Consider the following 19,356-nt stretch of genomic DNA (forward strand, 5'->3'; position numbering starts at 1 on the left):
CGTTGTGGTGACCGATCCCTCAGCCCCAGAGCAGGGTCGATCGCGTTGGCGGCGCGAGCGCGCCCGCGCCGGCCGCCGCCGCGCCGAGGCCGGTGAGCATCCCCCGCCGGCCGATTCGCTTCGCTGACTCCTGCTGTGTCATGCAGACCATCCCTCCCCCTGGTTGCTGACTAGGAGCGGCGGCCGGGCGGGAAAATACCGGCATGCCGGCGCCGCCCCGGCGGGGACGACGCCGGCGAGCCGGCGGCTACAGGCCGATGTCCGGCTGCGGCCCGGAGTACGTGCGCAGCAGCGACGGCACGTCCGCCGCCGCGTCGAGCGTGTAGGGGTAGAAGCTCGACGGGGTGAACGCCGAGCCGTTGGTCTGCTGCCTGCCCGTGCAGTTGACGACGATGCTGCCGCTCTGGCGCAGCTGCGCCGCGGACGTGTCGTTGTAGTACGGGTTCGCGACCTTCTCGAAGTAGCTGTTCTCCAGCACCATCTTCGTGGCGCCCCGGGACAGGTTGCCGTACGACGCGATGTTCTGCAGGTAGTTGTTGTAGAGGTGCGCGTAGGCGACGTTGTCGGTGCTCGGGTTGCGCTGGTTCGTGTCGTGGATCCAGTTGTGGTGGATCGTCATGCGGGCCGTCACGTTCTCGGTCCAGCCGATGCCGAACGCCTTGTTCGTGTTGCCCAGGTTGTTCCACGACACCGTCAGGTTGGTGGTGTCCTTGCGGCTGTCGATGAGCCCGTCGTTGGTGCGGCTGATCGTGTTGTGGTCGATCCAGACGTGGTCGGCGGTGTCCATCTGGATGCCGTCGTAGTCGAAGTCCTTGTCGTCCGGGTCGTCCGAGGCGACGAGCGTGTCGCCGATGGTCAGGTTGCGGATGATGACGTTGCGGGTGCCGGCGCCGAGGTTGAACCCGCCGTTGAGGATCCGGCCGCTGCGGCCGACGCCGACGACGGTCTTGTCGGACGTCACCGGGATCTCATAGCCGTACGGGGTGACGGTCACGGTGGCATCGACCCGGATGACGTACCTGCCATTCATCGCCGCGTATCGCTTGAGATCGGCGAAGTTCGACACGGTGACCGTGGTGCCGCCGGCGCCGCCGGTGGTCCCGGCCGCGAAGCCGTCGGCGGTGTTCGACCAGTTCCGGCCCGAAGGAGTCGTCGGCGCGGTGCCGACCTGGTTGAACGCGAACTGCATCCGCGCCACGTCCGCGCAGGTCTCCTGGACGATCGGGTTGCCACCCGCCGTGGAGCCGTCCTTGTCGCCGACGCACAGCCCGGTGGAGACGTTGCGGATCAGGAACTTCCCGGGCGCGGCGGAGGACGCGGTGAACGTCCACTGCTGGTTCGTCTTGGTGCCGTCACCGCAGCCCCACTGCTGCAGCTGCAGCCCGGAGGTCGTCGCACTGTTGGGGACATCGACGCAGCGCGAACTCCCCACATTGATCAAGTTGTACGGCGAGGAGCCCGCAACACGAAACTGCTGGCGGGTGGCGCCGGCGGAACACGCCGCCTGCTGCAGCAGCGCACCGTTGTCGGCCGACCCGCCGGCCACCTCGGCACACTTGCCGCTGGCACCCGGCACGACGGTGTAGACACCACCGGCGACCGGGGTGGTGGCCGCCTCGGCGGCGGGCAGCATCACCAGCACGACCGCGCCGGCCGGCACCGCCACCGCGGCGGCGAGGAACGCTCTCTTCAATCGCATCGAGACTCCCAGGGGTTAGAGCGGGTTCCAGCCGTCGGTGCCGGCCAGGTACTTCTGCGGGGTGTAGTCGGCCGCCTGCGCGTCGCTGAGCTGGGGCCGGTTGCTGTTCGTCCCGGCGCCGGCGCCGGTGTTGCGGTACTCCAGGAAGCGCGCGTTCGTCCACGAGTTGGACGACATGTCGGTCCACGGCTGGCTGGTCCTGACCGTCGCGCTGAGGTTCGACTCGCGGTACAGCACCTGGGCGTCCGCCCGCCACGGCCGGCCGAGCGTGGTGACGTTGTTCGCGGTACCGGTGATCGTCGACTGGTAGAACAGGAAGCCGTACGCGCGGGTCGCGGGCGTGCTGGCCGCGGTGATCGGGCCGCCGGTCGAGCGCTTCTCGTAGATCGAGCAGCCGTGGAAGACCGCGATCCCGCCGCCGAAGATGAAGTCGACGGTGCCCTCGGCGTAGGAGTTCCTGACGTAGACGCGCGCCGCGTCGTTCACCAGGAACGTGTCCTGGTCGCCGAGCAGCCGCACGTTGAGCAGCTGGGCCCGGTCGGCGTTGAGGTTCAGCGCGAGCGCCTGGTCGCCGGTGTCCGACGAGTTCTCGTCGAAGTCGTTGGACAGCGTCAGGTTGGTCGCGATGAAGTCCCTGCCGTTGACGAAGACGGTCGCGCTGCCGGACGTGCCGTAGGTGCCGGCGTTGTGGTTGTTGACGATGACGACGTTCGACGGCCCGGAGCCGAGGCCCTGCAGCGTGATGTACGGCTTGTTCGACGGGATCGTCACGATCTCCCGGTACGTGCCGGCCTTGATGGTGATGACCCGCCGCGTCGGGTTGTTCGCCGGCACCGCGTCGACGGCCGCCTGGACGGTGCGGTAGTTGCCGGTGCCGTCGGCGGCGACCGTCGGCCGGGCGCCGTTCGTCGTCGCCGGCGTGGTCGGCGCGGCGCCGACCTGGTTGAACGCGAACTGCATGCGGGCGACGTCGGCGCAGGTCTCCTGCACGATCGGGTTGTTCCCGGCGGTCGAGCCGTCCTTGTCGCTCACGCACAGCCCGGTGGCTGCGTTGCGGATCAGGTACTTCCCGACCGCGGCGGACGATGCCGTGAACGTCCACAGCTGGTTCGTCTTCGTCCCGTCACCGCAGCCCCACTGCTGCAGCTGCAGCCCGGACGTCGTCGCGCTGTTGGGGACATCGACGCAACGCGAACTCCCCACATTGATCAAGTTGTACGGCGAGGAGCCCGCAACACGAAACTGCTGACGGGTGGCGCCGGCGGAACACGCGGCCTGCTGCAGCAGCGCGCCGTTGTCGGCGGACCCGCCGGCCACCTCGGCGCACTTGCCGCTGGCACCCGGCACGATCGTGTAGACCCCACCGGCGACCGGCGCGGTGGCGGCCTCGGCGGACGGCATCACCACCGCGACCACGGCGACGGTGGCGGGCACCGCGACGCCGACGGCGGCGAGCAGCACATGTCGGCGGAGCCGACGCTGTCTGGGCATGGAACGGTCCTTTCGTCACGCACAGCTACGGTGCCGCCGGGGCGGGCCGGCGGCACCCTGGTAGATGCGCCGGCCGTGGGAGCGATAACAGAAATTCGCAGCCGTCCTGGAAGATCTTGGAAGGCAGCGGCGAGCGTCGCTGCTTTACAGCCCGGACGTGCCGTGCAACCATGCGGGGCGCGAATTCCGCCCCGGCGGTTCGGGAACGCACAGACCGTCCCGGCGGGTGGCCGGCCGGGGCGGAGCCGGGGCCGCCGAGCACGTCCGGAGGGACCACACCGTGACGGAGAGTAGGACGATCGAGGACCCGGTCGGGCTCGTCCGGGCCGCCCGGTCCGGCGACGACCGCGCGCTCGAACGGCTCGCCGCGCAGTACCTCCCGCTCGTCTACAACGTCATCGGCCGGGCCCTCGACGGGCACGCCGACGTCGACGACCTCGTCCAGGAGACGATGATCCAGTTCGTCCGGGGCCTGCCCGACCTGCGCGAGCCCGAGCGGTTCCGGTCCTGGCTGGTCGCCATCGCCTACCGGCAGGTCCAGCTGCACCTGCGCAACCGGCAGCGCAGCGGGCGCCGGCAGCAGGAGGTGCCGGCGGAGGTCGCCGACCCGCGCGGCGACTTCGTCGACCGCACCGTCACCGAGCTCGTCCTCACCGGCCAGCGCCGCGAGCTGGCCGACGCCACCCGCTGGCTCGACGAGCGCGACCGGCACCTGCTCGCCCTGTGGTGGCAGGAGGCGTCGGGCACGCTGTCCCGGGCCGAGCTCGCCGCCGCCCTCGGGGTGGCGCCGGCCCACGCCGCCGTCCGGGTCCAGCGGATGCGGGCCCAGCTGGAGGTGGCCCGGTCCGTCGTGCGGGCGCTGCGGGCCGAGCCGCGCTGCGCCGGGCTCGACGCCCTCGTGCGGCCCTGGCACGGCACCGCCGACGGGCTGTGGCGCAAGCGCCTGGCCCGGCACGTGCGCGGCTGCCCGGACTGCGGCGCGCAGCGGACCGGCCTGGTCGCGCCGGAGCAGCTGCTGCGCGGCCTCGCCGCGGTACCGCTGCCGCTGGCCCTGGAAACGTGGCGCGTGGCCGGGCTCAGGCCGGGCGCCGGCGCCGCATCTGGAGCGGGCACCGGGCTGCTCGCCCACCTCCAGCACGCCGCCGGCACGAAGCTGGCCGCCGGTGCGGCCGTCGTGATCGCCGGCGGCGGGATCGCGTTCGCGGTGTACGAGACGCCGCTCACCGACGGTGGCGGCCCGGTCGCCGCCCCGCCGCCCGCCGCCACCGCGACCGTGCCGCCGCCACCCGCCGCGACCGGACCGACCGGACCGGTGAGCGCCGCACCGTCGGCGTCGGCCGCCGTCCCGCCGCCCGGCGGCACCGGTGTAACTTTCGCCGACATCTACGTCGCCCCCGGCGGGTCGGACGCCGCCGACGGCACCGCCGAGCGGCCGTTCGCCACGCTCGGCAAGGCCGTCGCCGTGGTGCGGCCCGGCCAGACCATCGCGCTGCGCGGCGGCACGTACCGCCCGGCCGCCCCGGTGACGATCGGCACCAGCGGCGACGCGGCGCACCGCATCACGCTCAGCGCCTACGGCGACGAGCGGCCCGTCATCGACGCCGCCGGCATCCCGTCGGACAAGTACCTGGTCACGCAGCGGGCCTCGTACTGGACCGTCCAGGGGATCGAGGTCCGCAACGCGCCCAGCCACGCCTGGGTGTGCTTCTCCTGCCGGTACAACACCTTCCAACGCCTCACGATGCGCGACAACGCGTCGTCGGGCCTCACCCTGCGTGACCCCGGCACCGTCGGCAACCAGGTCCTGAACAGCGACTTCCTCGGCCGCGCCGGGATCGGGCTGGGCATCAAGTTCGGCGACGGCGAGGGCAACGTCGTGCGCGGGTGCCGACTGAGCGGCGCATCCGGCGACGGCGTCGACCTCGGCGCGTTCACCGGCGCGGTCACGCTGGAGTACAACTGGGCCTGGGGCAACGGCAAGAGCGGCTTCAACCTCGGCGGCGGCGACCCGCCGGCCGGCGCCGCGCACAAGCTGCGGCACAACGCGGCGTGGGACAACGCCCGCCACGGTTTCGCCGACGACGGCAACCCGGCCGCGGTGGAGCTGCAGAACAACACCGCGTTCCGCAACCGCGGCGACGGCTTCGACATGACCACCGCGGCGGCCGTCCTGCGCAGCAACGTCGCCGTCGGCAACGCCTCCCCCGCCGGCACGGGCGCCGGGGTGCGCAGCAGCCGCAACACGTGGGACGAGGGCAGCTGGGACGCGTCGATGTTCTCCTCGACCGACCCGGCCGTCGCCCAGGGCCCGCGCCGCGCCGACGGGACGGTGACACCGACCGATTTCCTGCGCACCGGCAACGGCATGGGTGCGTCGATGTCGGGCGGTTAGCCGCCGCGGCGTGCAAGATTACGCTGCATCGCTGCCTGGCCTGACGATCATGTACGGTGCGCGGATGTCTCGTGCGCCGCTGGTGGCGGCCCTCACTGCTGTCGTGGTCGCGGTCGCCGGTCTGGCCGCACTCGTGTGGGCCACGCTCGCGGCCGTGCCCCCGGCCCGGGTCGAGCCGTACCTGGGGGCCGCCACCGAGGCGAACGCCCTCGTCCTGACGGTGCCCGCGGTGCTGTTCGGAGGCGCGCTGCTGGTGCTGGCCGCGCTGGTCCCGACCGGCCGCACCGCCGCGCGCACCGCGCTGGTGTGGGTCGCCGGCACCGGGACCGCCCTCGTCCTCTGGCTGTGCCTGGTCCACTACACGGTGGTGCACCCCGAGGGCTACGACGTCTGGCTCGTGCGCCCCTGGATCGGCGCCGCCGTCACGCCGGTGACGCTGCTCGCGCTGGTCGCCGCGGCGGTCTGCGCCGGCGTCACCCGCCGGGCGCCGGCCGCTCCCGCGGTCACGACCGTACCGGCGCCGCTGCGGCGCGCCGTGGCGTGGATCGGGGCCGGCAGCGTGGCCGGCATCGGCGCGTTCACGCTGGCGGTGGCCCTCGACAGCACGGTCACCGCCGACCCGTTCACCGTGCTCGCGTTGGTGGTCGTCGGCGGCGTCCCGCTGCTCGTCGGCGCGGTGTGGGCGTCGGTCACGGCCGGCCTCGCCCGCTCCGGCCGGCTCATGTTCGCCCACCTGGCCCGGGCCGGCGCCGCGATCCTGCTGGCCGGCCTGTGGTTCGCCCTGGTCCAGGACGCGGAGGCCGCCGTCCTCGCCCTGGGCCGCTACCCGGACGTCCGGCCGATCCCGCCCGCCATCGGCGTGGGGCTGCTCCTGGCCGGCGCGGCCGCGATCGCCGCGACCGTCACCGGCCTGGCCGGGCTCGCCGATCCGCGGACCGTGCGGTACATCCGGGACACCGAGACCCGCGAGAACAACCCCTGGGCGGGATGGGAGGACCGGCCCGCCCCACCGCCGCTCACCGTCGTGGTCGCCGAGGAGTCGACCTGGACGGACGGCCGGCCGGTGCCCTAGCGCCGCACCGGAACGGGCTCGCCGCCCCGGCCGAATTGGACGAGGCGGCGACGTGCTCGGTCACGATGGAGCTTGACCTCAGGCGGTGGTCGCGGCCACCTCCTCCGGGGTGAGGCGCGGCTTCACGGTCGCCGAGCGGGCGGCCGCCGCCGGTGGTGCCGGGTCGGCCGGGCGGCGGGTGTGCCAGTCGGTGACCGCCTGGTAGGCCGCGCCGACCTCGAGCAGGCGGTCCTCCTCGTACGGGCCGGCGCCCAGGATCGTGCCGACCGGGACCGCCGGGTTGGCGCCCACGGGAGCGAAGCCGATCGGCAGGCCCAGCTCGGGCAGGCCCAGGATGTCGAACGGCACCGGGCCGGTCTGCAGGAGCACGTCGCACCTGCTCAGGACGCCGTCGAGGACCTCGCGCAGCAGGTGGTGCTTGGCCCGCTGGCCGGTGATCCACTCGTCGCCGGACAGGAACAGGCCCTGCAGCCAGCTCAGCAGCGAGACGCCGAACAGCTTCGGGTCCTGCTTGAGGTACGGCAGGAACGGCTCGGTCCGCTCGCTCAGCCGGATCGCGTTGAACGTGCCCGTCAGCAGGCCCCAGTCGGCCGGGTACGTCACATCGACAAGCTTCGCGCCCGGGATCGCCGCGAGCGTGTCGAGGAACGTGCGGCGCAGGGCGACCACCGCGGCGTTGCCGGTCAGGTAGTCCGGCGGGACGCCGATGGTCGTCGATCGCCGCAGTACCACCTTGCCCTTCTTCCGGACCGGCAGCGCGGCGGCGACGAGGTCGGGCACGGCGGGCAGGCCGAGGGTGCGCGGGTCGTTCGGGTCCGGGCCGGCCAGGACGGCGGTCATGATGGCCGCGTCGAGCACGTCGCGGGCGAGCGGGCCGGAGTGGTCCCTGGTGTACGACAGGGGGATGATCCCGTAGATCGACGTGCGGCCCATCGTCGGCTTGAGCCCGGTGAGGTTCTGCTGGTTGGACGGGCCGACGATGCTGCCGCCGGTCTGGGTGCCGATCGACGAGCAGGCCAGGCGCCCGGCGACCGCCGTCGCGGGGCCGGTCGACGAGCCGCCGGGGTCGACCGACGGGTCCTGCGGCGTCCACGCGTTCACGGTGGTGACCATGCCGTTGGGCTGGGTGGCCCGGGTGGTCGCCAGGGGGCCCATCTGACCCTTGCCGACGACGATGCCGCCGGCGGCCTTGAGCCGGGCGACGGCCGTCGCGTCGTACGGCGGCACGAACCCTTCGAACACGAACGAGTTGGCCGTGGTCTCGACGCCGGCCGTGAAGTAGTTGTCCTTGATGCAGAGCGGGATCCCGGCCAGCGGGCCGCTGCGGCGCCGGTCCGCGGCCTTCGCGGCGGCCCGGGCGGCGTCCGCGGTGACCGCGTTGAACGCCTGGTAGGTGGGCTCGAAGGCGGCGATCCGGGCCAGGTGCGCCTCGACGAGCTCGGTGGCGCTGGTCGCCCGGCGGCGCAGCAGGGTGACGGCCTCGGCGAGGGTGGCCTCGGTGAGGTCGGCGCGGGCCGCGGGCCGCACGTCGACGTCGGGCACGTCGACCGGGCGGCCCTGCTGGAACGCGGGCGCGGCGTGGGCCGCGGTCCACGGGATGGTGGTGGCGGCCACGGTACCGGCGGCGGCCGCGGCCGAGCCGGCCAGGAACACCCGGCGGTTCAGTCCCCGGCTCATCGCCCGTCCGCCTTTCCGGTCCACGCCTCGGTGATGGAGGGGTACTCCAGCGGCGGTGCGAGCTGCTGACCGAGCGCGGCGTCGGCCGAGGGTCGCCAGCCGTTGACCGCGGCCGGGTTGGCCAGCAGGAACGACCGCAGCGACGAGAGGACCTGGGTCTGGGTGGGTACCCCGGTGGCGGGGTCTGGATCGGCGGGCAACAGGTTGAAGTCGATGCCGGAGATGGCGAGCCGGGCGACGATGAAGGCGTTGAGTTGCTCGGTGGACAGCGAGGACGGGCCTACGGCCATGTTGTACCTCCGCGTGGTGGTGATGGCGGCGTTGAAGATCGCAACCCGCGGCCGTTTCCCGGCCACCACGCGGCCGTTACGATCCGATTTCCCGTCAGCTTTTCCCCGTCAGCTTTTCCCCGTCAGCCTTTGCCCGTCGGCCTCTGCCCGTCGGCCTCTGCCCGTCGGCCTCTGCCCGGTCAGCCGGCCCGGCAGGTCCGCTCGAAGTCGGCGTACCACGGGGTGCCGGCCGACGGCAGGGCGAGGGTCACCTTCGTCCACTGCCCGTTCCACGTGCCCGCCGACAGGTCGAGCGGCACGGCGCCCACCGACGCCTCGGAGCACGGCACCGTCGCGCTCACCGGGAACGACACGCTCGCGCCGGACGCGATCCGCTCCTTCGACAGGACCGTGAGGCCCTCGGCGTCCGGATCGCCGGCGACCTCGACCGGCCGGCGCCCGCCGTTCGAGAGCCAGATCCTGCCGTCGAACGTCGCCCGGCCCCCGCTGAAGGTGCCGACGTCGAGGTCGGCGACGCCGGCGAACAGCATGACCTCGCCCGCCTCCCGGGCGTCCTGGCGCGAGACCGTCAGCCGCCAGCCGGCGGCGGCGCCCGCCGCGGCGGCCAGCAGCGCCACGAGGACGCCGGCGAGCAGCGGCACGCGCACGCTCGCGACGCGCCGGAGTCCGGGCAGGGGCAGCGACCGCCGCGGCGGCGGCGCGGGAGGCAGGTCGAGGTCGATCACCGCACATGTCTACCGGATCGGCGCAAGTCATTGCGAATAGATCGATAATTCTCCATACTTCGACGCGTGCAGATCAGAATCGGCCGCCTGCTGGCCGCCGTCATGCTCACCCTCGGATGCACCGGCGTGACCCTCGTCGCGTCGGCGTCGCCCGCGCTCGCGGACGGCTGTTACACCTGGAGCGGCACGCTCTCGTCGGGCTCGTCCGGCGAGGCCGTCCGCCAGCTGCAGATCCGCGTCGCCGGCTACCCCGGCTCCGGCGCGGTGCTCACCATCGACGGCGCCTACGGCCCCGCGACCAAGGCCGCGGTGCAGCGCTTCCAGTCCGCCTACGGCCTGACCGCCGACGGCGTCGCCGGTCCCGCGACGTTCAGCAAGATCTATGCGCTGCAGGACGACGACTGCACGCCGGTGAACTTCTCGTACGCCGAGCTGAACAACTGCAACAGCACCTGGGCCGGCGGCAACGTGAGCGCCGCGACGGCGAAGGCGAACGCGCTGGTCACGATGTGGAAGCTCCAGGCGCTCCGGCACGCCCTGGGCGACCAGACGATCCGCGTCACGAGCGGGTTCCGCAGCGCGGCCTGCAACAGCGCCGTGGGCGGCGCGTCGACCAGCCGCCACCTCTACGGCGACGCCGCCGACCTGGGCGCCGGCCCGCACAGCCTGTGCACCCTGGCCCAGGCCGCCCGCAACCACGGCTTCGCCGGCATCCTCGGCCCCGGGTACCCCGACCACAACGACCACACGCACGTGGACGGCCGCCCGTCGCGGTTCTGGTCCGCCCCGAACTGCGGCGTGGCCGGCCTGACCGGCAGCCTCGACCCCCTGGGCGACAACTGACGTTCCTCCGGCCGGGACGCGGTGGCGTCCGCGTCCCGGCCACGCGTCCGACAGAGCCTCCGCGACGAGCTGTCAGGCGGTTCGTAGCTGGGCGACGAGGCGGGCGTACTCCACGGGAGTGCCGATCGCCGCCCGCTGACCGGGGTTGGCGCGGTAGTGGTCGAGCACCCGCGCCAGGAAGGCCGCGTCCACGCCGCGCAGGTCCGGGCGCGCCGTGACCCAGTCCTCGTCCGCGCGGTCCCACGGTATCTCGAACCGGCCGTCCGCGATCTCCGTCACCACCAGGCCGCCCGGGGTCAGCACCAGCGTCCGCCGCCAGGCGCGCAGGGCCAGGACGGTGACCGCCGCCGCAAGCACGGCACCGCCCGCGACCGGGAGCCACGGGCTGCCGTCCCCGGACACGCGCGCGTACGACCGCATCCACACCGGGATCAGGCCCCAGGCCGCCAGCGCGAACATCGTGATGAGGATCCGCAACCGCGGCGCCGCCGGCAGGCCGAACGCGACCAGGTGCGCCACGCCGAGCAGCGCCTGCTGGGCCACCATCGGCCAGCCGCTCAGGGTGCCACTGTCCTTGCGCGGCTGCAGCCACAGCACGTCGGCGGCGAAGACCGCGACCACGCCCACCGCGCCGGCGAGCGCGATCCCCGCGATCAACCGGTCCGCCCGCGCGTAGCCGTGGTTGTCGTCCTCCCCCATGGTCCCGAGTGTAGGAACAGGCTGCGAGCCACGTACGAGGTCACGATACGGTCTACGGGCCCCACGCCGTGGAGCCCGAGACCCAGGTGTTCCACCTACTCGGCGCGTAGCGCCGTCGAGGCCCGCGTGCGGCCGGCCCACGTGGCCGGGACCAGCGCGCCCAGCACCGCCAGCGCCACCCCGAGCAGGGCGCACACCGCCAGGACCGGCCAGCTGTAGACGTCGACGACGTCGTTCGGGATGCCGGTGCCGGCCGCGCCCGCGATCACCGGGAGCAGCCGGTGGTGCAGCAGGAGGCCGAGCGGCACGGCGAGCAGGCCGCCGATCAGGCCGACGACCGTCATCGACGCGACGACCATCAGCCGGACCTGGCCGGGGGTCATGCCGATCGACTTCAGCACGCCGATCTCGTGGACCCGGTCGCGGGTGTTGAGCACGACCGTGTTGAACACGCCGAGCGCGGCGACGGCGCTGAGCAGGGTCGCCAGCGTCACCACCAGGCCGATCATCAGGTTCAGCGTCTCGCTTCCCGCCCGTTCGGCGGCCGCGACCGGGACCACCGCGTTCGAGCCGACGGCCTTGTCGAGCGCCGTGGCGTAGGCGTACGGGTCGGTGCCGGAGGTCACGGCGATCTCGTAGCGGTCCGGGCCGGACGACGTGATCAGGGTGCCGAGCGAGGAGCGGTCCATGATGAGCGTCGGGTCACCGGCGCGGCTGAACGCCTCGCCGACGATCTTCACGCGCAGCTGTCCCTTGTCGGTGCTGACGGTGATCGTGTCGCCGACCCGGGTGCCGGTCAGGCTCAGCATGCGCGAACCGGCGACGGCTTCCCCCAGGCCCGTGTACCAGCGGCCGCTGATCAGCGGGTACCCGGTCCAGGTCGCGTCGCCGTCGTAGGCCTCGACCTCGATCGGCTCCGCGATGCCGGCCATCGTGACCTCGGCCCGCGTCAGCCCCACGACGCGGGCCGTGCCGGGCTGCGCCTCGATCGTGCTGCGCACCGCGGCCGGGTCGACCGAGTCGAGGGCCTCGCCCGGCTTCGGGCCGCCGGCCGGCCGCATGACCCGCCCCTCACCGTCGGGCTCGGCGCTCAGGACGTCGACGATGACCTGCACCGAACCGGTCCGCGCGAAGTGCTCCTTGACGACGCCGAACGAGGTGGACAGCCCGATGGCGAGGATGACCGTCGTCGCGCCGAGCAGCACGGCGACGACCGTCATCGCCGAGCGGCCGGGCCGGGCGAACGGGGTGCCGAGGCCGAAGCTGACCGGCCGGGGCAGCGTCGTCGCGGCGAGCAGGCGGCGGATGCGGTACCCCCGGCCCGACCGCGGCGCCCGCCCGACCGCGACGGCCTGCGTGGCCGGCAGCCGCCCGGCCCGGGTGGCCGGCACGACCGCGGCCAGCCCGACGACGAGCGGCACGGCGACCAGCGCGGCGATGCTCAGCCACAGCGGCACGGTGCGGGCGCCCGGGATGCCGTACGCCTCCTCGGTCTGGGCCAGCAGCGGCAGCGCGAGCAGGTTGCCGAGCACCACCCCGAGCGCCGCCGCCGGCAGCCCGACGAGCATCGCCTGCCCGGCGTAGACGGCGACGACCTGCCGGGGCGTGTACCCGAGCGACTTGAGCACGCCGATCGTGCGGTACCCGGAGACGACCGCCCCGCCGACGACGTTGGCGACGATGAGCACCGACATGATCAGGCCGAGGACGGCGAACGCGACCACGAACGGGACCATGGTGGCGAGGTTGCCGTTCACCTCCAGGCGCACGGCGTGGTAACGGGCGGTGCCGGTGATGGCGTCCGCCGGCAGTGCGGCGGTGGCCGTGGCGAGGGCGGCGCGCACCGCGTCGTCGGTGCCGGCGGACGCGAAGCGGTACAACATCTGCCGTCCGGTCTCGGCCTCGGCGGCCTGCAGCACGTCGGTCTGGCTGGGCCACACCCACGCCTGGGCGGTCCCGGTCACCGAGGCCGCGAACCCGACGAGCTTCAGCTTGGGCCGGCCCGGCACGCCGACGCCGACCTCGTCGCCGACCTTCAGCCGGGGACTCCTGATCTGGGCCGACAGCACGATCTGCCCCGGGCCGGTCAGCCACACGCCGTCGGTCATCTGGAGCTGGTCGACGGCCGGGGTGGCCTCCGACCGGCCCGCGATCTCGATCATCGGGCCGCGCCCGTCGTCGATGAGCACCGACGCCTTGACCGTGTCGTAGGGGCCGGCGGCCGCGGTGACCCCGCTCGCGGTGGCCGTCGCCTTCAGCGCGTCGGCGGTGACCTTCGCCGCGTCGTAGGCGACCGCCGCGTGGGCGCCCTGCTGGCGGGCGAAGGCCCGGTCGAACGGGCCGGTGGAGGTGGCGATGAGCCCGGCGGCGAGGACCGCGGTGGCGCTGGCCAGGAGGACGACCAGGCCGATCACGACGCTCTGGAGCCGGCGGCGGCGCACGGCGGCGGTCGCCGCGCGGACGACGGCCCTCACGCCAGCTTCCCGTCGTGCAGCGTGACCGTGCGGGTCGCGCAGCGGTCGGCGAGCGCGGCGTCGTGGGTGACCAGCAGCAGGGTCTGGCCGTCGTGGTTGAGCTCGCGCAGCAGCTCGGCGACGCGGGCGCCGGAGTCGGTGTCGACGGCCCCGGTCGGCTCGTCGGCGAGCAGCAGCGGCGGCCGGTTGACCAGGGCGCGGGCGATCGCCACCCGCTGCCGCTCGCCGCCGGAGAGCCGGGCCGGGTACGCGTCGGCGCGGTGCGCGATGCCGAGCGCGTCGAGCAGCTCGCCGACCCGGGCCAGCGCCGCCTTGCGGGGCATGCCGGCCAGCTGCGCCGGCAGCAGCACGTTGTCCCGCGCGGTGAGGTCGTCGAGCAGGTGGAAGAACTGGAACACGATCCCGATGTGCCGGCGGCGGAACCGGGCCAGCCCGGTCTCCGACAGCCTGCCCAGGTCGGTGCCGGCCACCTCGACCTTGCCGTCGGTGGGCCGGTCCAGGCCCGCGACCAGGTTCAGCAGGGTCGACTTGCCGCTGCCGGACGGCCCCATGACGGCGACCGCCTCCCCCGGCGCGATGTCGAGGTCGACCCCGTCGAGGGCCGGCAGTCCGGCCTGCTCGTAGCGCTTCCCGGCGGCCCGCAGCCGCACCACGTCAGTCATGGCTTGTGTCATGCCGGGACCGTACGGAGCGCGGGCCGAACCGGACATCCGGCGCGAGATCGGTCCGCCGTACCTCGTTGCGCTGATGCGCCGCGGGAGTCATCCCAGCGATGTAGGTGGCGTGGCCGACGCCGCCGGCCACGCCAGCCAGCACAATGTGGTGATGATGGACCGGCTGTCGCGCATCCGGTGGCCGGACGTCGTGCTGGCCGTCGTCCTCGCCGCCCTCTCCGTCTGGTGGACCGTCCACGGCAGCGGCGGCGACGCGCCGGCCATGCCGTTCCAGGACTTCCGCGACCTCCGCGACGGGCCGGCCCGGCCGCTCCCGCCCGGCGTGTTCATCGTCCACGAGGACGACCAGGGCATCGGCCGCGAGATCGTGCTCAACCTGTTCATCACGCTCGCCGTGGCGCTGCGGCGGATCTGGCCGCTCGCGGTGGTGCTCGTGCAGTTCGCCGCGATCCTGGCCTACGAGAACGGCGCCGACCTGGTGACCACGGTCGCCACGCTCATCGGGGTGTACTCCCTGTGCCTCTACGGCCGCTCGACCGCGCTCTCGCTCGGGTCGGTGACGGCGCTCGCGACGGTCACGACGCTCGCCTTCGACAACACCACCCCGCAGCTGCCGGACTGGTCCGGCGTCTTCGCCCTGGTCGCCCCGATCGGCCTGCTCGGCGTCACGGTCCGGGCCGCCCGGGTCCGGGCCGAGACCGCCCACCAGCGGGCCGAGGCGCTCGAGCGCGGCCAGGAGGCGGCCACCCGGCTGGCCGTCGCCCAGGAGCGCGCCCGCATCGCCCGGGAGCTGCACGACGTGGTCAGCCACCACGTGAGCGTGATGACGATCCAGGCCGGTGCGGCCGGGAAGGTCATCGACACGCGGCCCGAGCTGGCCCGGGATGCGCTGACGGCGATCGAGGCGAGCGGCCGGGAGACGATGACGGAGCTGCGCCATCTGCTCGGCGTGCTGGCCCCCGGCCCGGACGACGACCTGCTGCACCCGCAGCCGGGCCTCGACCAGCTCGACGCCCTCGTCGACAACGTGCGGCGGGCCGGCCAGCCGGTCGAGGTGCACCGGTCGCAGGTGTCGCTGCCGCGCGGCGCCGATCTCACGGCGTACCGGGTCGTGCAGGAGGCCCTCACCAACGCGCTGCGGCACGCGCCCGGCGCCCGGACGGAGATCACGATCGATGTGGGGGACACGACCGTGGACATCGAGGTTCGTAACGATCCCGCGCCGCCCGGGGTGACCCCGGCCTCGACGGGCAGCGGCACGGGCCTGGTGGGGCTGGCCGAGCGGCTGCGGCTCTACGGCGGCTCCCTGGAGGCGGGCCCCCGCCCGACCGGCGGCTTCCGGGTCCGCGCCAGCATCCCGCTCGACGCGAACCTGCCGGCGGGTGCGGCATGACCGGTTCGGAGCGAAGCGGAGAGGCCGGTCATCATGGGCTCAGTTTGGAAGGCATGCGACCGGAGCGAAGCGGAGGGCGCGTGACCCGGGTGGTGATCGCGGACGACCAGGCGCTGGTCCGGACCGGGTTCACGATGATCCTGGTCGCCGCCGGGATCGAGGTCGTCGGCGAGGCGGCCGACGGCGAGGAGGCGATCTCGGCGGTCCGGCGGGAGCGCCCCGACGTCGTCCTGATGGACATCCGCATGCCCCGCCTCGACGGCCTGGAGGCCACCCGCCGCCTCCTGGAGGACCGCCCCACGACGACCGCCGGGCAGCCGACGCGGGTCCTCATCCTGACGACGTTCGATCTCGACCAGTACGTCTACGCCGCCCTCACCGCCGGCGCCAGCGGCTTCCTGCTCAAGGACGTCACCCCCGACCACCTCGTCCACGCGGTCCGGCTGGTGCGCGACGGTGACGCCCTGCTGGCCCCGACGATCACCCGCCGCCTGGTCGAGCGCTTCGCCCGCGCCGGCACCGAGGCGTCGGCCCTGCACCGCGACCTGGCCGCGCTGACCCCGCGCGAGGTCGAGGTGCTGACCCTGCTCGGCCGCGGCCTGAGCAACCCGGAGCTGGCGGCGGCGCTGCAGCTCAGCGAGGCCACGGTGAAGACCCACGTGACCCACATCCTGACCAAGCTGCACCTGCGCGACCGCGTCCAGGCGGTCGTCGTCGCGTACGAGACCGGCCTGATCACTCCCAACAGCCGCACCGACTAGGTCTCTTTTGGCGCGTCGGTGGGTGAACCGGGGCGGGCGGCGCCGGGGTACGCCATCGAAGGACGTCCCCATCCCGAAGGGAGTGCTTCGATGCAGCTCATCCGCCGGGCCGGCGTGGCCCTCGCCGGTGCCGTCGCGTTCCTCGCCGTGGCCGGTTCACCCGCGGCCGCCAGCCCGCTCTACTGCGGCGCCTCCCGCGCCCTCACCGTCGACGTCGCGATCCAGGGCGCGTTCTGGGACGCGCAGTACTCGGCCCAGTCCGAGGGGTACTACGGCGCGTGCACGATCGTCGGCGAGCCGGAGATCTTCGAGTCCAGCACCGACCCGTACTACGGCCACGTCTATTACGCCGTCGTGAACGTGTCCTGCGAACGGTGAGGTGCGGCCGGCGGCGGCCGGGCCCTGTCCTAGGCTGAGGCCCATGCGAGTCGTGGTGGCGGAGGATCTGGCGCTGCTGCGCGACGGGCTCATCCGGCTCCTCGAAGCGCACGGGTTCGAGGTCGTGGCCGCCGTCGGCGCCGGGCCGCAGCTGCTGCGGGCACTGCTCGACCAGCGGCCCGACGTGGCCGTGGTCGACGTGCGGCTGCCGCCGACCCACACCGACGAGGGGCTGCGGGCGGCGCTCGCCGCGCGGGCCGAGATGCCGGGGCTGCCGGTGCTCGTGCTGTCGCAGTACGTGGAGCGCCTCTACGCACGGGAGCTGCTCGCCGACGGGCGGGGCGGCATCGGCTACCTGCTCAAGGACCGGGTCTCCGACGTCGGGGACTTCGTCGAGGCCGTGCGGCGGGTCGCCGGCGGCGGCACCGCGCTCGACCCGACGGTGGTGGCGAAGCTGCTCGACAACCGCGAGCGGGTGCTCCCGCTCGACCGGCTCACCGCCCGCGAGCGCGAGGTGCTCGCCCACATGGCCCAGGGCCGCTCCAACGCCGCCATCGGCACCGCCCTGTTCATCACCGAGAAGGCCGTCGCGAAGCACACCAACAACATCTTCGCCAAGCTCGACCTGCAGTCGTCGGAGGACGACAACCGCCGCGTCCTGGCGGTGCTCGCCTACCTCGACGCATAGGGGTAGTAGTACCCCCACGGCTGGGGTTCCACGCTCCTCGAAGCGGACCGCGCAACCGACGACGCTGAGCGCATGACAACGACGCTCATGCCCGCCCCCGGGCCGGTGCGCCGCGCCGAGCGGGCCCTCGCGCCCGACCTCGCCCGCGGCGCGATGCTGCTGTTCATCGCGCTCGCCAACGCCGCGAACTTCGCGTTCGCCGGCCAGCCCGGGCTCGACCCCACGCCGCACGGCCTCGAACGGGTCGTCAACTTCCTCATGGCGACGTTCGTCGACAGCCGGGCCTACCCGGTGTTCGCCGTCATGTTCGGCTACGGCCTGGTCCAGATCGCCCGCCGGCAGGGCGACGCGGCCCGGCGGGTGCTGCTGCGCCGCAACGCCGCCCTGATCTGCTTCGGCCTGGTGCACGCGACCCTGCTGTACTTCGGCGACTTCCTCGGCGCGTACGGCATCGTCGGGATCCTCGCCACCCTGCTGCTGCTCAGGCGGAGCGACCGCTTCCACCGGATCGTCCTGTGGCTGTGGGGCATCCAGACGGTGTCGGCCACGGTCATCGGCGTGCTCGCCGTCACCGGCCTGCGCGGCGGCGACGCCGGGCTGACGAACACGCCCAACGGTTCGCTTGCGGCCACGTCGTACCGGCAGTCGCTGCTGGACCGGCTGACCGAGTGGCCCGTGCACACCGCCACCGTCGTGCCGTTCATCGTCATCGTCTGGCTCGGCATCTGGGCCGCCCGGCACCGCATCCTGGAGGACCCGGCCGCGCACCGCACGCTGCTGCGCCGCACGGCCGGTGTCAGCCTGGGCATCGCGATCCTCGGCGGCCTGCCGTACGCGCTGGTGGCGGCCGGTGCCGTCCGGTTCGATGCCGGTACCGTCGAGGCCATGGCACGCCTGCACGCGATCACCGGCGAGTACGGCGGCCCCGGCTACGTGGCCCTGTTCGGGCTGCTCGCGCTGCGGCTGCGCGGCAAGAGGTATGTGGCGCCCGTGGTGGCCCTGGGACAGCGGTCGCTGAGCGGGTACCTGCTGCAGTCGGTGGCCTGGCTGGCCCTGTTCTCGCCGTGGGCGCTGGGCCTCGACGGCACGCTCGTGGCGGCCGGCGCCGCGATCGGCGTGTGGCTCCTGTCGGCCGGCGCGGCGCAGGCGCTGGGCGAGCGGCGGGGACCGGCCGAGGCGCTGCTGCGGCGGATCACGTACCGGACGGGCCGATGAACGGCACCGCCCGCAGGCTGGCCGGGGCCGTGGCGCTGAGCGCCGCGGCCACGGCCGCCTGGCTGGTCACCGGCCGCGGCGAGTTCTGGCCCCGCTGGGTCGCGTTCGCGGCCGGCGTGGTCCTGCTCGGCGAGGCACTGCTGCGCCGGGCGCTGCGGCGGCCGCCCGGCCCGCGCCGCTGGCTCGCCGTCGACGCCGCCGTGTGCGGCCTCATCGCCACCGCCGACCTGGCGGTCTACGTGCTCACCGGCGGCGGCTACTTCTGGCCGGCCTGGACGATCCTCGGCCTGTCCGGGATCGTCGCCCTGCACGCGTGGGCGGCCACCCGGGAGAACGCCCTCGCGACCCGGGTCACGGCCCTGACCCGCTCCCGCCGTACCGCCGTCGACCGGCAGGCGGCCGAGCTCAAGCGGGTCGAGCGCGACCTGCACGACGGGGCCCAGGCCCGCCTGGTGTCGCTGGCGCTCACCCTGGGCCTGGCCAAGGACCTGGTCGGCCGCGACGCCGGGAGCCCTGAACACGTGGCCCGGCTCGTCGAGGAGGCCCGGCAGGCCGCGGTCGCCGCGCTCGACGACCTGCGCGCGGTGATGCACAGCATCCACCCGGCGGTGCTGGCCGACCGCGGGCTCGCCGACGCCGTCCGCGCCCTGGCCCTCGACCTGGCGGTCCCGGCCACGGTGTCCGGCGACCCGCCGGCGCCGCTGTCCCCGGCGACGGAGACGGCGGTGTACTTCGCGGTCGCCGAGGCCCTCGCCAACGTCGTGAAGCACAGCGGGGCGACGCACGCGGAGGTGGCGTTCACCACGACCAGGACCGCGCTGCGCGTCGACATCCGCGACGACGGCACCGGCGGCGCCGACCCGGCGGCCGGCACGGGCCTGCGCG

The 19,356-nt window shown here is 73.9% G+C and carries 18 protein-coding genes; 9 read left to right on the forward strand and 9 right to left on the reverse strand.

Translation table 11 applies throughout. The annotated features are described in order from the left end of the window. Positions 1-19 precede the first annotated feature (19 nt). The 3 genes from ABZS66_RS51530 to ABZS66_RS51540 form a co-directional block, all read right to left on the reverse strand. Positions 20-142 (reverse strand): hypothetical protein, encoded by a 123-nt coding sequence (locus tag ABZS66_RS51530; protein ID WP_354770528.1) that lies wholly within the window; start codon positions 140-142, stop codon positions 20-22. Positions 143-247: 105 nt separating this feature from the next. Further along, positions 248-1,699, reverse strand: a complete 1,452-nt coding sequence (locus ABZS66_RS51535; RefSeq protein WP_354770530.1) for an RICIN domain-containing protein — start codon at positions 1,697-1,699, stop codon at positions 248-250. A 15-nt stretch (positions 1,700-1,714) separates the two neighbouring features. Then, complete coding sequence (locus ABZS66_RS51540; protein WP_354770532.1) at positions 1,715-3,190, reverse strand: pectinesterase family protein; 1,476 nt, start codon at positions 3,188-3,190, stop codon at positions 1,715-1,717. A gap of 280 nt (positions 3,191-3,470) precedes the next feature. Between ABZS66_RS51540 and ABZS66_RS51545 the strand changes: the two genes are divergently transcribed. Both ABZS66_RS51545 and ABZS66_RS51550 read left to right on the forward strand, forming a co-directional pair. Then, entirely contained in the window at positions 3,471-5,582 is a 2,112-nt protein-coding gene (locus tag ABZS66_RS51545) for a sigma-70 family RNA polymerase sigma factor (RefSeq protein ID WP_354770534.1), read from the forward strand. 64 nt (positions 5,583-5,646) lie between these two features. After that, the gene (locus ABZS66_RS51550; RefSeq protein WP_354770536.1) at positions 5,647-6,654 is read left to right on the forward strand and encodes a hypothetical protein; all 1,008 of its coding nucleotides are present in this window, start codon (positions 5,647-5,649) and stop codon (positions 6,652-6,654) included. Positions 6,655-6,732: 78 nt separating this feature from the next. On the opposite strand, the gene ABZS66_RS51555 is transcribed toward ABZS66_RS51550, so the two are convergent. From ABZS66_RS51555 to ABZS66_RS51565, 3 genes are all read right to left on the reverse strand, one after another. Next, entirely contained in the window at positions 6,733-8,331 is a 1,599-nt protein-coding gene (locus ABZS66_RS51555; protein WP_354770538.1) for an amidase, read from the reverse strand. Beyond that, the gene (locus ABZS66_RS51560) at positions 8,328-8,621 is read right to left on the reverse strand and encodes a hypothetical protein (protein ID WP_354770540.1); all 294 of its coding nucleotides are present in this window, start codon (positions 8,619-8,621) and stop codon (positions 8,328-8,330) included. Before ABZS66_RS51560 ends, ABZS66_RS51555 begins: the two co-directional genes overlap by 4 nt. A 179-nt stretch (positions 8,622-8,800) precedes the next feature. Further along, a complete protein-coding gene (locus ABZS66_RS51565; RefSeq protein WP_354770542.1) occupies positions 8,801-9,346 on the reverse strand; it encodes a hypothetical protein in 546 nt (181 codons plus the stop codon). Between the two features lie 102 nt (positions 9,347-9,448). Here ABZS66_RS51565 and ABZS66_RS51570 point away from each other — a divergent pair, with 102 nt between their 5' ends. Continuing rightward, the gene (locus ABZS66_RS51570; protein ID WP_354770560.1) at positions 9,449-10,189 is read left to right on the forward strand and encodes a D-Ala-D-Ala carboxypeptidase family metallohydrolase; all 741 of its coding nucleotides are present in this window, start codon (positions 9,449-9,451) and stop codon (positions 10,187-10,189) included. 72 nt (positions 10,190-10,261) lie between these two features. Here the strand turns inward: ABZS66_RS51570 and ABZS66_RS51575 are convergent, their stop codons facing one another. The 3 genes from ABZS66_RS51575 to ABZS66_RS51585 form a co-directional block, all read right to left on the reverse strand. Beyond that, positions 10,262-10,888 (reverse strand): hypothetical protein, encoded by a 627-nt coding sequence (locus tag ABZS66_RS51575; protein WP_354770544.1) that lies wholly within the window; start codon positions 10,886-10,888, stop codon positions 10,262-10,264. Positions 10,889-10,983: 95 nt separating this feature from the next. Next, positions 10,984-13,362, reverse strand: a complete 2,379-nt coding sequence (locus ABZS66_RS51580) for an ABC transporter permease (RefSeq protein ID WP_354770546.1) — start codon at positions 13,360-13,362, stop codon at positions 10,984-10,986. After that, positions 13,359-14,024 carry an ABC transporter ATP-binding protein gene (locus ABZS66_RS51585; protein ID WP_354770562.1) on the reverse strand — a complete coding sequence of 222 codons (666 nt, stop codon included), beginning with the start codon at positions 14,022-14,024 and terminating at the stop codon, positions 13,359-13,361. Before ABZS66_RS51585 ends, ABZS66_RS51580 begins: the two co-directional genes overlap by 4 nt. A 10-nt stretch (positions 14,025-14,034) precedes the next feature. On the opposite strand from ABZS66_RS51585, the gene ABZS66_RS51590 reads away from it, so the two are divergent. The 6 genes from ABZS66_RS51590 to ABZS66_RS51615 all read left to right on the forward strand — a co-directional run. Next, positions 14,035-15,429, forward strand: a complete 1,395-nt coding sequence (locus ABZS66_RS51590) for a sensor histidine kinase (protein WP_354770548.1) — start codon at positions 14,035-14,037, stop codon at positions 15,427-15,429. Positions 15,430-15,509: 80 nt separating this feature from the next. Continuing rightward, positions 15,510-16,190 (forward strand): response regulator transcription factor, encoded by a 681-nt coding sequence (locus tag ABZS66_RS51595; RefSeq protein ID WP_354770550.1) that lies wholly within the window; start codon positions 15,510-15,512, stop codon positions 16,188-16,190. Between the two features lie 90 nt (positions 16,191-16,280). Next, complete coding sequence (locus ABZS66_RS51600; RefSeq protein WP_354770552.1) at positions 16,281-16,568, forward strand: hypothetical protein; 288 nt, start codon at positions 16,281-16,283, stop codon at positions 16,566-16,568. A 43-nt stretch (positions 16,569-16,611) separates the two neighbouring features. After that, positions 16,612-17,256 (forward strand): response regulator transcription factor, encoded by a 645-nt coding sequence (locus tag ABZS66_RS51605; protein WP_354770554.1) that lies wholly within the window; start codon positions 16,612-16,614, stop codon positions 17,254-17,256. Positions 17,257-17,328: 72 nt separating this feature from the next. Beyond that, positions 17,329-18,471, forward strand: a complete 1,143-nt coding sequence (locus tag ABZS66_RS51610; RefSeq protein ID WP_354770556.1) for a DUF418 domain-containing protein — start codon at positions 17,329-17,331, stop codon at positions 18,469-18,471. Next, positions 18,468-19,356: histidine kinase (locus ABZS66_RS51615; protein ID WP_354770558.1), on the forward strand; the 889-nt coding region annotated here is incomplete at its 3' end. The genes ABZS66_RS51610 and ABZS66_RS51615, both read left to right, overlap by 4 nt.

This window comes from Dactylosporangium sp. NPDC005572 (assembly GCF_040605515.1).
Classification (GTDB): domain Bacteria; phylum Actinomycetota; class Actinomycetes; order Mycobacteriales; family Micromonosporaceae; genus Dactylosporangium.

Excerpts from the sequence above, each read along its gene's own strand:
- ABZS66_RS51530 (WP_354770528.1), bottom strand. The coding sequence starts at position 142 with ATGACACAGCAGGAGTCAGCGAAGCGAATCGGCCGGCGGGGGATGCTC.
- ABZS66_RS51535 (WP_354770530.1), bottom strand. The coding sequence starts at position 1,699 with ATGCGATTGAAGAGAGCGTTCCTCGCCGCCGCGGTGGCGGTGCCGGCC.
- ABZS66_RS51540 (WP_354770532.1), bottom strand. The coding sequence starts at position 3,190 with ATGCCCAGACAGCGTCGGCTCCGCCGACATGTGCTGCTCGCCGCCGTC.
- ABZS66_RS51550 (WP_354770536.1), top strand. The coding sequence starts at position 5,647 with ATGTCTCGTGCGCCGCTGGTGGCGGCCCTCACTGCTGTCGTGGTCGCG.
- ABZS66_RS51555 (WP_354770538.1), bottom strand. The coding sequence starts at position 8,331 with ATGAGCCGGGGACTGAACCGCCGGGTGTTCCTGGCCGGCTCGGCCGCG.
- ABZS66_RS51560 (WP_354770540.1), bottom strand. The coding sequence starts at position 8,621 with ATGGCCGTAGGCCCGTCCTCGCTGTCCACCGAGCAACTCAACGCCTTC.
- ABZS66_RS51570 (WP_354770560.1), top strand. The coding sequence starts at position 9,449 with ATGCTCACCCTCGGATGCACCGGCGTGACCCTCGTCGCGTCGGCGTCG.
- ABZS66_RS51575 (WP_354770544.1), bottom strand. The coding sequence starts at position 10,888 with ATGGGGGAGGACGACAACCACGGCTACGCGCGGGCGGACCGGTTGATC.
- ABZS66_RS51585 (WP_354770562.1), bottom strand. The coding sequence starts at position 14,024 with ATGACTGACGTGGTGCGGCTGCGGGCCGCCGGGAAGCGCTACGAGCAG.
- ABZS66_RS51590 (WP_354770548.1), top strand. The coding sequence starts at position 14,035 with ATGCCGGGACCGTACGGAGCGCGGGCCGAACCGGACATCCGGCGCGAG.
- ABZS66_RS51600 (WP_354770552.1), top strand. The coding sequence starts at position 16,281 with ATGCAGCTCATCCGCCGGGCCGGCGTGGCCCTCGCCGGTGCCGTCGCG.
- ABZS66_RS51605 (WP_354770554.1), top strand. The coding sequence starts at position 16,612 with ATGCGAGTCGTGGTGGCGGAGGATCTGGCGCTGCTGCGCGACGGGCTC.
- ABZS66_RS51610 (WP_354770556.1), top strand. The coding sequence starts at position 17,329 with ATGACAACGACGCTCATGCCCGCCCCCGGGCCGGTGCGCCGCGCCGAG.